Genomic DNA, 13,200 nt, shown 5'->3' on the forward strand with positions numbered 1-13,200 from the left:
TCGCTAGAGTTCTTCGCCGTTGCTGGCGATGACCCGGCGATACCAGTCAAAACTCTTCTTCTTCGAGCGGGAAAAATCACCGCTACCATCATCGTTTTTATTTACGTAAATAAAACCATAGCGCTTGCTGTATTGGCCGGTGGTGAAAGACACGCAGTCAATACATCCCCAAGGGGTATATCCCATAAGATCGACGCCATCTTCGGTCACGGCTTTCTTCATCTGTTCAATATGCGCCCGCAGATAATCGATGCGGTAGTCATCATTGATCTCGCCCTTTTCATCCATTTTGTCGATGGCACCAAAACCGTTTTCCACCACGAATAGCGGCTTTTCGTAACGCTCATAAAGAATATTCAGAACATAACGCAGCCCAACCGGATCGATCTGCCAGCCCCAATCTGAAGCTTTAACGTGCGGATTCGGTACGCTGCCCTCAAAGCCTGAAAGCGCCGTCCCGCTGCCGGCATTTTCTTTACTGACCGCATTACTCATGTAATAGCTCAGCCCGATATAATCGGCACAGCCTTCCCGCAGGATCTGCGCATCATCGGCTTCCATTGCAATGTGGTATCCCTTGCGTTGCCATTCATTGAGAATATAAGCCGGATAATGACCGCGCATGTGCACGTCACTGAATAGGAATCGCTCCCTCATCGCTTCCTGAGCATACATCACGTCATCTGGATGACAGGAAAACGGATAGAGCGGCACCATGGCGATCATGCATCCAATTTGTAGTGCAGGATTAATTTCATGTCCCAACTTCACCACTTGAGCACTCGCCACAAATTGATGGTGCAGAACCTGATACATGCACTCTTCAGGATTAGGCTCGTGGGTGAAAATAACGCCCGAGCAGCAATAACCAAACAGCGGGGTTTTCCAGTTGCGCTGATTATTAATTTCGTTGAAGGTCATCCAGTATTTTACTTTGTGCTGGAAACGATTAATGACCACCGCGCTGAAGCGGACAAAGAATTCCAAAACTTTTCTATTTTTCCAGCCGCCATATTCGGTGACCAGGAAGTTTGGCATCTCAAAATGGGACAGCGTAATTACCGGTTCAATCCCGTATTTCAGCAGCTCATCGAATAGCGCATCGTAAAAACGCAACCCCTCTTCGTTCGGCTCGGCTTCATCGCCACGTGGAAAAATACGCGACCAGGCAATTGAGGTGCGGAAGCAGCGGAAGCCCATTTCGGCCAACAGCGCGATATCCTCAGGATAGCGATGGTAAAAGTCTGATGCCTCGTGATTGGCATAAAAGCAGTCATCCTGAATGTCGGCGGTGATGACGCGATCAACACCTTGCGCCCCGCTGGTCAGGACATCGACTATGCTCGGGCCTTTACCGCCTTTATCCCAGGCTCCCTCGACCTGATGAGCGGCAACAGCGCCGCCCCACATGAAATTTTCTGGAAATGGCTTATTCATAATCTTTATCTCTATTTATCAGAGGGTGCCAGGCTGCGGCACAGAGCGAACGTCAGGTTGGCTGTTTTCTTTAAATCCCGCGACCCAGGAGAAAACCATGCCCAATATGAAGGCGACGAATATGGATACCAGGAAGCCGAGGAACTGCGTCATGTGCCCCTCTTTAAAGAACACCGGCAGGACGGCAATGCCGGGAATGCAGTAACTCCATGAAACCGCGTTGAAAGCCCCGGCGATCATGCCGCCGGCAGCGCCCGCCAGGCAGCCACAAATCATCGGTCGTTTAAGACGCAGAGCCACACCGTAAATGGCGGGTTCAGTGATGCCGAACAGCGCCGTTACACCCGCAGAGAGCGCCATGCGCTTAAGCTCAGCGTCTTTCGCCTTCAGGTATACGCCCAGTACCGCACCCGCCATACCGAATACCGCGGAGGCTTGCAGTCCGGTAAAGGTGTCGTAGCCCAGGGTGGCATAGTTACCGACGGTCACTGGCGTGATGCCCCAATGCACGCCCAAGGTAACCAGTGGCATCCACAAGGCACCAACCACAAATCCGGCAATGGCAGGGCTGAGATGATAAAGGGTGTTATAGACGCCACCGATGGCGCCGCCGATCATATTACCGATCGGACCGAATGCCAGAAGCGTGAACGGAACCATGATGGCGAGGCAGAACATAGGCGTGAACAGGTTGCGTATCACCATCGGAAGCAGGCGCTCGAAGAAACGCTGTACATACGACATGCCCCACACCATCAAAATAATGGGGATCACTGACGAGGTGTAACTCAAATACTCTACCGGCAGCCCAATAAAGGTCAGCGGCGCGGCATCAAGCGGAATGCCAGCGATCTGCACCATCACCCTTGAAATCTCGGGATTTTCAACCGCGCCCTTCATCAAGGCCTGCACTGCGGGATCGGCTGAGTTAGCGGTAAGGATTTTGTTGGCCGTCAACATACTCAGATAATCCGGCGACACCAGCGCGCAGGCGGAGATAACCGCTGTGAACGGATTGACATTGAATTTTTTGGCGGCGGTAAACGCCACCATCACGGGCAGGAAGGTGAAACCGGTCCAAGAAACGAAGTTAAGGATGCGATAAGTGCCGCTTGCCGGATCCATCAGGTCGATGGCGGTCAGCAGCGAAATGATGCCCTGCAACACACCGCAGGCTGCCAGTGGATAGAGAAAAGGCGCAAATATGCTGGAGATGATATCCATAATGCGGCTAACCATACCGACACTAGGCGGTGGTACCGCTGTACTTTCGTCGAAAGTGAGTAGATTCTGCACTTCGCGATAAGCATCACCAACGTGATTGCCAATCACCACCTGCATCTGGCCGCTGGCCTGCATCGCGGTGATAACGCCTTTTACCCGCTTTAGTGATTCAACCTCGACCAGAGAATAATCTTTCAGCACAAACCTCAAACGTGTAGCGCAATGTGTCACACTTATCACATTATTATCGCTACCTATCAGTCTAACGATCTCTTTCGCAGAATCCGCATAATCTATTGCCATGGTTTTCTTCCATTGCCAGAGGGAATTCAGTCCGTCAGGAGCGAACTAATTCCGGCAATGTTAGAAAATCATCCCGGCAATGTCACGAGGTCACAATATGTTATAACGGGTCGCTAATTACAAAAATGTCACACCGCGTGACATATCGCTGAGATTATTCACCACCAGCTTTCTGCCTATCGATTCAAGAATAAAAATGACCGGAACCTGAGTGGTAATATCGTATTCGCTTTCAATCAAAATGCGAGAAACATGGTAAGGAACAATAAAGTCAGAAAGTTTTGCCAGTGTTGAATCCGGGTTACAGGTAATAGAAATTACTTTGCACTTGTGAATAACAAACTGCCTGGCAAGCTTCAATATTTCGGGAGTTTCGCCAGAGACAGAAAGCACGATAGCCACTGAACTCTGCACCATATCGGTACTCACCGGATAATAGGGATCATCAATGTGATTACTGAACTTGCCTACATTAGAGAAGAAACGCGCACCATACCTGCCAAGCGTGCCAGAGCTGCCTGCGCCAGCAAAGAACACCCGTTCGGCATCACGAATGTATTGAGCCGCCTGATTGATCATCTCATCAAATTCATCGTTTCTGATGCTTTTAAAAAAGGTCAATATTTCCTCAGCTCCATGAGGAATCAGTAATGTGCTATTTTTGTTCAGGTGCAACTTCATACTGGCTTTGAGTTCTGAGTAACCTTTGAAGTCCATTTTTTTACAGAATCTCAGAACAGTCGCGGTAGATACGCCACAATTATCAGCTAGCTCTCTTATCGTCATATAAATAACGGCATTGATGTTTTTAATAATGTAATTATGCACGCTGCTTTCGAGGGCATTTAAGGTTGATAGTTTTCTGGCGTTAAACATCTATTCAAACATCCTGACGATTCAATTATGACGCTTATCATGTCACAAACCGTGACATCTGAGGGATGTTTAACGAGTAAACCCGCGCGGCTAACCAAAAGAAATTGTATTAATTGTGATAGCTCGCACAATTTGGATCAAGCATGGCGGAATGCATATTAGTTTTCCAGCGCAGCAAGGATCGTCGCTTCCATTTTTTCCGGTTTGGTGATCGGTGCAAATCGCTTGATCGGTTTGCCGTCGCGCCCGATCAGAAACTTAGTAAAGTTCCATTTGATCCGCCCGCCCAACACACCGGGTAATTCGGCTTTCAGGTAGCGAAATACGGGGTGCGTTGCGGCGCCGTTAACCTCGACTTTCTCGAACATCGGGAAGCTCACACCGTAGTTGATGAGGCAGGTCTGCGCGATATCATCGGCTCCGCCAGGTTCCTGCTTGCCAAACTGATTGCAGGGGAAACCCAATATCATCAGCCCCTTGTCGCCGTAATTCTTGTAAAGCGCTTCAAGGCCTGCATATTGTGGTGTGAATCCACAATGGCTGGCGGTATTCACCACCAGAACCAGCTTACCGGCGTAATCGGCCATAGCGATGGGCTGGCCACGCAGGCTGATGGCATTGAGTTGATGAAAGGTGGTCATGTATAAATCCTCAGAGCAGAATCAGTTCGGCGTTAAAGACGGTGCTTTCGTCTGTTACAGGATAGCCGCCTCTGCTCCTTATTCTATGATTAAACCGCCTGCGATTCATGTTTGACGTGATGTGTGAAACGTCATTACTACCGCACTAAGAAGTAATAAAGCACTCAAGCCGAAAGCACTTTCCCAACCTAAACTGTCGAAAATCAAACCCCCAACGGTTGAACCCAGCGCAATGGAGAGTTGGATGACAGCAACCATCAGACCACCACCTGCCTCTGCATCTTCGGGAAGCGTCCGCGCGAGCCATGTCCACCATCCCGTTGGCGCGGCTGTCGCAAGCATTCCCCACAGACTCAGCAAAACGGCAACAATCCACATGCTGTGGCCAAATAAAAGTAACGTACCGGCAATCGCTGACATAAGCAGTGGTATCAAGATTAATGTCGGATAAAACCTTGAGTTCAGGAAGGTCGAAACAATCGTTGTGCCGATAAAACCTGCTGCGCCTATAGCAAGCAAAATCCAGGACAGGCCTGGCGCGCTCACTTTGGTCACGTTCTCCAGAAACGGTCGCACGTAGGTAAATAAGGCAAATTGTCCCATAAAGAAGAGTCCGCAAGCCAGCAGCCCCGTTGATACGATAGAGACTCTGAACAGACGAAGCATCGATCCCTGTGGCTTGCGCTCATTATCGCTTTCCATCGAAGGCAGGCTGAGGCATTGCCAGATGAACGCCACTATCGCAAGCGGTACGAGACATAAAAAGGCGCCCCGCCATCCGACAGTCGCCCCGAGGTAGCTACCCAGCGGTGCCGCCACAACGGTGGCCAGCGCGTTCCCGCCGTTAAAAATCGCCAGCGCGCGGGGAACATGATGCTGAGGCACCAAACGAATGGCTGTAGCCGCCGACATTGACCAGAATCCACCAATGACGATCCCAATCAGCGCCCTCCCCAGCATATAAACCGGATAACTGGCCGCCAGCGCGACAATGATTCCAGATACCGCCATTAAAATCGTCAGTCCCAGCAGAAGATATTTACGATTCAGATCCCCGGTAATGCGGGAGATTGTCAGGCTGGTAATGACCGCCAGCGCGCCAGAAATGGCTATTCCCTGTCCTGCCAGCCCTTCCGTGACGTGCAAGTCGCGGGCAATAGGGGTTAGCAGACTAACCGGCATAAATTCAGAAGCGATCAACACAAAAACGCAGAGCGTCATGGCAAATACGCCGCCCCAATACGACTGGGTTTTATAGTAAGAGGGTTTAATATTAACTGTGGACATTATCAACTTCTCTTAAATCGATCCGACCTGCTTCAGGCGAAGCAGGGAGATGCGCTTTTCAGGAAATAACATCATCATTTCACTGGGTCACATCAGGCAAGTTAATGCCACCCGTGAAATAAGGGTGGCATGGTAAATGCAAATTATTTCAGAAAGTTATCTTAAATTTGATTTGAAAAATTGTTCAAATTTAGCAAACGGAATCTTTCCTGCAACGTTGTCATATAAGTCCACATGGTTTGCCCCAGGAATAATCACCAGCTCTTTCTCGTTACTCCCGATCGCTTTAAAAGCGTCTTCAGCAAAATAACGTGAATGGGCTTTTTCACCGGTCACCACAAGCGCAGGGATGGTGATTTCATTTGCATAACTCAGCAGCGGCATATTCATAAATGACAGTGGCATAGTTGCATTCCATGCGCCGGTTGAATTGATCGAACGCGCATGGAAACCACGCGGCATGCGGTAATAATCAAAGAATTCTTTCAAGACGGGATTCGGATTAGCGGGTAACGTTTCCGGCAGAATACGCTCAGAAGCGCTGACTTTCCCTTTTTCGTCAACATAGATGTCGTGACCACCGGGCGCGGAAGTGCCGTTTTCCGCATCCTTCCAGCGCTGCGCGTTCAGATACTGCAGCACAGCACGACGATTGGCGGTGGTGTAACGGTCTTTGCCATCGCCCACGCCATGGCCCATTGCGCGGCTCATGTCATACATCACGCTGGTTGCCACGGCTTTAACCCGTGTATCCATAGCGGCGTCGTTTAAGGCCATGCCGCCCAGGCCGCAAATACCGAGCAGCCCGATACGGTTGCGGTCCACCTCTTTTTGCAGACCTAAGAAATCTATTGCCGCGCTGAAATCCTCGGTATTGATATCCGGAGACGCCACATTACGTGGGTAGCCGCCACTTTCGCCCGTATATGAAGGGTCAAATGCGAGGGTGACAAATCCCTGTTCAGCTAAAGTTTGCGCGTACAGGCCGCTGGATTGTTCTTTGACTGCACCGAAAGGCCCGCTGATGGCAACGGCTGCCAGCTTGCGCTCGCCGCGATCCTTTGGAAGATAGAGATCCCCAACTAAGGTGATCCCATAACGGTTCTTAAAGGTAACCTTACGGTGATCAACTTTGGTACTTTCAGGAAAGGTTTTATCCCACTTTTTGACCAGCGAAATGGGTGCATTCGGATTGGTGGTATCAGCATAACTCATCGTTGAAACTCCACTTAATGATGCGCATAGCAGCATTGCAGGTAACACCGCTGTCAATTTTTTAGTGAAAACAGTCATTAAAATCCCCCAGAAAAAACATCAAAGAGTCAGGTTTCATACCGACAACACTGCTGTGCTTTATTGCAATGCGCACAGTTTAGCCAGCAGCTGGTGTTCTGATTAGAGGGGAATTTTTGCTAGGATTAATATCTAATTGTTATAAATAGCGATGCAGTCACGAGGGTGGAATGATGGCAAAACGGGAAAATTACAACGATCTCTACTTGTTCATGCTGGTGGTGCGCGAGGGAAGTTTTACCGCCGCAGCGCAACGCCTTGGACTGGCACAATCAGGTATCAGTCGTTCAGTACGTGAACTTGAAGAAAGGCTGGGCGTTCAACTCATTGTTCGTACTACGCGCAGGTTATCGCTCACTCATGCTGGTGAGCAGCTCTATCAAACCGTTGAGTCAGGATTCGATGCTTTAGATATGGGACTCGCCACGCTGGCCCATTATCGCCAGACGCCATCCGGTACGGTGCGCATCAATGCCAGCCAGCACGCGATAGATAAAGTACTCCTGCCGAAACTTGCGGTATTCAAACAACGCTACCCGGATATCAGGCTGGAACTCATCAGCGAAAGCCGGTTTGTGAATATTATTGCGGAGAGATTCGATGCGGGTGTACGTCTGGGGCCGGAAGTTGGCAGCGGCATGATCGCTATACGCATTTCGCCCGACATGGAGATGGCTGTTGTCGGTACGCCAGAACACTTTCGTCGCTACGGTTTCCCGCAGACCCCCGCAGAATTGGCCGTTCATCCCTGCATCGCTTATCAGTTTGGCGATGGCAGCCTTTATGCCTGGGAACTTCATCAGGATGGCAAAAAAATCACCCATCGACCGCAAGGCCAATGGGTTTTTGCTGACAGCTATATGGAAGCTAAAGCTGCCACTCTGGGGCTCGGGCTGGCTTATGTCCCGGAAGAATTGGTTAGTGAGGATCTGGAACAAGGGAAGCTGATCAGGGTGCTGCAACGTCACAGCCAACGTCTGGAAGCTTCATTTCTCTATTATCCGCATCGCAATGTGTCACCCGCTTTGCGCGCGGTTATTGATACATTGAGAATTTAAGCGATAAAAAGGCTTATTACTTCATTTAGCATTGGTACTTTCTCTCCCGTAGTTTTCCGGAAAGCCATAAAAGACCTACAAATATACGCATTTTGCATGCCTGCCCGTGCATAATTAGACATGTCGGGAAGCGGTTGCAAAAGGCAGATTTTGCGCTGGTATTAACAGCCTGTGTAACCATGACGCATTCAGGTCTTATCTGGAAAACCATAACCTCATATTAAGCCAAACACTTTTTATCCTCGTAATTACAAGGATACTTAAATTTATCCTGTTATTTTTTGCACTCGCCAGCAGGGGGAAGAATGAAAATTATCGTGGGTGGTAACGGCTACCCGGAAAAGAGAAACATCATTACAGACCCTTCACATCGCTATCTTGATTACCGGCCCAGAAACATCTGGACCTGGATTAACGTCATAAGGCAGCGCTTATTTCATAAAAATAAACTTTTTATTTTCCGCCCACTGCCGCTGATGTCTTCAGTAGATGCAGACATTATACACCTTTTTAACGAAGTCTCTTCGGGGTCAGGCGACTGGGTGGCGACCTTTGAAACCGAACTACCCCGTGTTCTACCCGTTAAGGGAATACCCAAATTTGCCAACCCCGAGCTGGCGCGGGAACTCCGGTACGTCTGCTCTCCGCGCTGCAAAGGCATCATCGCTATCTCAGAAGCCACACGGCAGATCCAACTGCGGCTGCTGGAACATTTCCCCAGAGAGCAAGCCATCATCGGGCCCAAACTGCACGTACTGCATCCCCCGCAGCCGGTACTGCAGGAAAAAAAAGCTGTGGTTAAGGAAGGACCGTTGACTTTCACCTTCGTGGGTAATGAGTTTTATCGCAAGGGAGGTGCAGAAATTGTGCTGGCCTTTAGCCAGCTATTAAGGGAAAACCTGATAAGTGTCAACGATGTGCGCGTTAACCTGGTTGGTGATCCTGGCAGAACGCATAACGTGGCTCACCAGGCGTTCCAGGATGACGACGTTTTTAGAAAAAGCGTGGAGGACACGCTACATAATTGCCCGATATTCCGTCACCATACGTCGCTAACCAACGACGCGGTACTGGCGTTAATTAAGACTTCTGATGTCGGGCTGCTACCAACCTGGCAGGAGACATACGGCTTTTCCGTTCTGGAAATGCAGGCCTGCGGCTGCCCGGTAATAACGACGAATGTCAGAGCCTTGCCTGAAATCAATCCGGAAAATGCCGGCTGGCTGATTCGCTGCCCCCTGAATCCGATGTTGGAGCTGACGGTGGCATCAGTAAGTGACAAAACCTCTCTGAGAAGTGCCATAATATCTCAGCTTAAAACCTATATATTGCAAATTATTAGCGATAGAAAAATCGTATCAGAGCGCGCTAAAAATTCATTAGCGCGAATATGTCTGGAACACGATCCAAAATTATTCAGAAAGCGACTCAATACGATATATATGGGTTTTGAGACCGATAAAAATAAAACGTTTTTCTAATCGGAAGCAGTCCATATTGCTTATGGCGGGTGAATTGTTCACTTTTATTCAACTCAAAATACTGCCAGTTATCCACATTTTTGACACGAAACTGTAACCGGAACATTAAAAAAACTTTGTATCTACCCCTTAATAATTTTACCTTTTATGACATACTCTTATGTCAGCCAAACCCGGTTTATCAGGGCTAAAATATAAAGGACTAAATTCATGCCTAGCGCAAATATACGTGCCACGCTCGGAGAGGTGCTTCTATTGATGTCCGTTTTAGTTTCAGCGTCAGAAATTCAGCCGATACCTGCAGTGCATTCGAACTCGCAACGCATCTCTGTAGAGACGCAAGGCTCAGGACCGGATGTCATATTGATTCCGGGGCTGGCGTCGTCTCGCGAAGTTTGGACTGATTTAGCAGCAACTTTACGTAAAAGCCACCGAGTTCATCTTGTTGAACTTGCTGGCTTTGCAAGCACACCTGCCCTTTCGAATCCAGATGGCAAGGTCATCGCTCCGGCAGTTGACGCCATCGCTGATTACATTCAAACCCAGCACATTGAAGCACCGGCGATCATTGGCCATTCTCTTGGTGGTGAGATTGCCCTGATGATGGGGGCCCGTCATCCCGACCAGGTCAGTCGTTTGATGATCGTCGATGCCTTGCCATTCTATACTTTGATGATTGATCCTGCGGCGACCACCGAGACTGCTGCACGACATGCCACAGTGACGCGGGATTGGCTACTGGGACAGTCGCCGCAGCAATTCAAAGAGTTTCAGAAAACATCCATCATCCGTTTAGTGAAGACTGAGGCGGTGAGACCAGCTTTGGTGACTGCGGGACTCAATTCTGATCGCAAAACAGTTTCGGATGCCGTGTATGAACTGATGATTACCGATCTGCGCCCCGAACTTGCCCGCATCAAGGCGCCGATGGAGATCGTGTACGCGTATGACGCTTTATTCGGCGTTCCTGCAGCCAGCGTGGATACCATGTACCGTCAAGCCTATGCATCTGCATCCGATATCCATTTCACGCGAATCGATGACAGCTTTCACTTTGTCATGCTTGATCAGCCAGAACGGTTTTCCCGCGCGGTAACGTCATTCTTAAATCAATAAAGGATGTAGCTGGCCTTCATTTGACGCGTTGTTGTAGGGAAATATTCAGGTCAGCGTGTCCCTCACCTTTAATCCAATAACAAACGTTGCAAAAAACATTATGCAACCAGCGGTGATGAAAACACCGGTTACGCCGCTGATACCAAAGAGTAAACCTCCCAACGCAGCACCCGCAGCAATTGAGGACTGAACGGCTGCGACTACCATGCCGCCAGCAGTTTCAGCCTGATCGGGAACGGAACGCGCTACCCAGTTTGACCACGCAACGGGTACGCCACCAAATGCCATTCCCCACAACGCGACGAACAACATCAATCCTGTTTCCTCAAGTGGCAGCAAAATCATGCTTAATGCAGCTAAACCAACAAGCGCGGGCATCAGTATCAAGGTAAGACGCAGGCTTTTCTCCATCAGCCACCCGGCCAGCAGCGTACCGATAAAATTAGCGACGCCAAATCCAAGCAGAATTAAAGACAAACGATCCACATCAAGTTGAACGATTTTTTCAAGAGCCGGACGAATATAGGTAAACAGCGCATACTGACCCGTATGGGCAATAACACATCCCGTCATTCCCATCGCAATGCCTGGGCGGCGGAGTAAATCCATTACAGATGCCGTTATCATCATTTTACGCGGAGGCATCCCGGGAAGGGTAAACAGCTGGAAGAGCAGTGTCAGCCCGCCTACTGCGGTTGCAGCGATAAAAGCACTACGCCAGCCATAAAGCCCACCTAAATAGCTTCCCAGCGGGATCGAAACCACGGTACCGACAGCAATACCGCTAAAAATAATGGAGAGAGCACGCGGAACGCTTTTAGCAGGTACCAGCCGCATAGCGACGGCAGCAGCCATACTCCAGAAGCCTCCCAGCGCGATGCCCAGCAAAATACGCATGACTAATAGAACAGCCAGACTGGAGGAGAGTGCGACAAGCAGGTTGGAGGCGATCATCAACACGGTGAAACCCAGCAAAACAGTTCGGCGATCATAATTACGCGTCAGGCGTGGAACCATCAGACCCGCAAACAGGGCCACCACAGCCGTTACCGTCACAGCCTGACCAGCAAGCGCTTCGGTCACACCGAGATCGGCGGCCATGGGTGTCAACAGGCTGGCTGGAAGATATTCCGCAGTCAGCAAGCCAAACACGCCCATAGTCAGTGAAATTACGGCCATCCATGCGGATTCTTTGGGTTCCGAACTGTTCAAACTAGCGGATATAGTTTCAGTTGCTTCATTTCTCATAACACACTCTTTTTTTTGGAGAAAAAATGATAACTCCAAGTCTAGAGTCGAGCTGCTGGACGATCTATGATGGTACATCCTGATTTTTTACCCGAAACTCCGATTATGCATGTGAATAACCATTTTGCCCTGTCATCCGAACTCATCAGCGAATTGCTGCTGGAGATGCGCCTGCGTGGCGTGCAGTATCGTCGTTTACAGACGGGTTCTGAGTTTGGCGTCGGTTTTAACAACAGGCCGGGCCACGCCTATTTTCATTACATCGCTGTGGGTACTGCTCTGCTTCGCACAAGCGATGGTACGTTGCACGAACTGAAAGCCGGAAGCATGGTATTCATGCCGCAGGGTGAAGAGCATCAGCTTTTATCGGATGTCAGCTGTTCATTTCAACATATCGACACGTTCGGCTCTGCTCCTTTAGGCGAGGCCGTCAGCGGAATTGATACTTGCCCGAGTTCGCACCCGACACCCAGCACGGTCCTGTTTTATGGTTGTATGGAGTTCGATCTCGGTGGAATGCAGGGCCTTGGTAAACTAATGCCGCACGCGATAGTGGTTGAGGCAAATGAACAGATTTATCCGGGGCTGGTTCCCATTATGGGCGCGATGAAAGCTGAAATCTGTTCTGGACGCGCTGGCTTCGCGGGCATTCTGGCACGCCTCGCAGAAGTCGCGGCTGCCATGATTGTGCGTGGATGGATCGAAAACAGTAGCGAGAACGCCGCAGGCCTGATCGCTGCGTTACGTGATCCACGACTTGCCCGGGCTATTCTTTCCATTCATCGCGATACGAGTCGCGAGTGGTCTGTGGCTGAGCTTGCGGCCCAGTCGCATGTGTCGCGTTCTGTTTTTGCTGAACGCTTCAAATCAATCATCGGCATACCTCCTCTGCGCTATGTAAGGGAAGTACGAATGCGCATTGCAGGTCACTGGATTATGCACGATAAGATCTCAATCGATACCGTTGCTCTGCGCCTCGGTTATGCCTCACAGGCAGCGTTTAGTAGGGCTTTTAAGCGCATCAATGGCTATTCGCCGGGCGCTATGCGTCAGCGACCAGAGAGAGGCTCTAATGCTGTAAATGAGTGAATGTCATTTTTATCATATGCTGGGTTAACTTTAGGGGGCCGTTCTCTACATTAAAAACTGAGCGGTTCAATAAGTGTGTTGCATCCATCGGTTGAACTCACATCACAAAGCGGCCAAACCCGAGGAAAACAACGTCTGCTGTGAGCG

Annotated in this window: 11 protein-coding genes; 4 read left to right on the top strand and 7 right to left on the bottom strand. The window is 49.7% G+C overall.

The window, feature by feature from the left end; genetic code table 11:
- Positions 1-3: 3 nt before the first annotated feature.
- The 6 genes from K5Y32_RS10520 to K5Y32_RS10545 all read right to left on the bottom strand — a co-directional run bounded on the left by K5Y32_RS10520 (position 4) and on the right by K5Y32_RS10545 (position 7,061).
- The gene (locus K5Y32_RS10520) at positions 4-1,437 is read right to left on the bottom strand and encodes a 6-phospho-beta-glucosidase (RefSeq protein WP_222183478.1); all 1,434 of its coding nucleotides are present in this window, start codon (positions 1,435-1,437) and stop codon (positions 4-6) included.
- Positions 1,438-1,455: 18 nt separating this feature from the next.
- On the bottom strand, positions 1,456-2,964 hold the full coding sequence (locus K5Y32_RS10525) for a PTS transporter subunit EIIC (protein ID WP_222183480.1): 1,509 nt from the start codon (positions 2,962-2,964) through the stop codon (positions 1,456-1,458).
- 117 nt (positions 2,965-3,081) lie between these two features.
- On the bottom strand, positions 3,082-3,840 hold the full coding sequence (locus tag K5Y32_RS10530; RefSeq protein WP_222183482.1) for a MurR/RpiR family transcriptional regulator: 759 nt from the start codon (positions 3,838-3,840) through the stop codon (positions 3,082-3,084).
- 158 nt (positions 3,841-3,998) lie between these two features.
- Entirely contained in the window at positions 3,999-4,481 is a 483-nt protein-coding gene (locus K5Y32_RS10535) for a glutathione peroxidase (protein WP_222183484.1), read from the bottom strand.
- 105 nt (positions 4,482-4,586) lie between these two features.
- Positions 4,587-5,768, bottom strand: a complete 1,182-nt coding sequence (locus K5Y32_RS10540; protein WP_222183486.1) for an MFS transporter — start codon at positions 5,766-5,768, stop codon at positions 4,587-4,589.
- Positions 5,769-5,924: 156 nt separating this feature from the next.
- Complete coding sequence (locus tag K5Y32_RS10545; protein ID WP_222183488.1) at positions 5,925-7,061, bottom strand: alpha/beta hydrolase; 1,137 nt, start codon at positions 7,059-7,061, stop codon at positions 5,925-5,927.
- 173 nt (positions 7,062-7,234) lie between these two features.
- On the opposite strand from K5Y32_RS10545, the gene K5Y32_RS10550 reads away from it, so the two are divergent.
- The 3 genes from K5Y32_RS10550 to K5Y32_RS10560 all read left to right on the top strand — a co-directional run bounded on the left by K5Y32_RS10550 (position 7,235) and on the right by K5Y32_RS10560 (position 10,716).
- Positions 7,235-8,119: a LysR family transcriptional regulator gene (locus tag K5Y32_RS10550; protein WP_222184288.1), complete on the top strand. Its 885-nt coding sequence runs from the start codon at positions 7,235-7,237 to the stop codon at positions 8,117-8,119.
- Between the two features lie 305 nt (positions 8,120-8,424).
- Positions 8,425-9,600 (top strand): glycosyltransferase family 4 protein, encoded by a 1,176-nt coding sequence (locus K5Y32_RS10555; RefSeq protein WP_222183490.1) that lies wholly within the window; start codon positions 8,425-8,427, stop codon positions 9,598-9,600.
- Between the two features lie 210 nt (positions 9,601-9,810).
- On the top strand, positions 9,811-10,716 hold the full coding sequence (locus tag K5Y32_RS10560; protein ID WP_222183492.1) for an alpha/beta fold hydrolase: 906 nt from the start codon (positions 9,811-9,813) through the stop codon (positions 10,714-10,716).
- Between the two features lie 45 nt (positions 10,717-10,761).
- Here K5Y32_RS10560 and K5Y32_RS10565 read toward each other — a convergent pair whose 3' ends face one another.
- Entirely contained in the window at positions 10,762-11,964 is a 1,203-nt protein-coding gene (locus K5Y32_RS10565; RefSeq protein WP_222183494.1) for an MFS transporter, read from the bottom strand.
- A gap of 66 nt (positions 11,965-12,030) precedes the next feature.
- On the opposite strand from K5Y32_RS10565, the gene K5Y32_RS10570 reads away from it, so the two are divergent.
- Entirely contained in the window at positions 12,031-13,053 is a 1,023-nt protein-coding gene (locus K5Y32_RS10570; RefSeq protein WP_222183496.1) for an AraC family transcriptional regulator, read from the top strand.
- Positions 13,054-13,200 lie beyond the last annotated feature (147 nt).

The organism is Pantoea sp. DY-15, from assembly GCF_019795935.1.
In the GTDB taxonomy this organism is placed as follows: Bacteria; Pseudomonadota; Gammaproteobacteria; order Enterobacterales; family Enterobacteriaceae; genus Pantoea; species Pantoea leporis.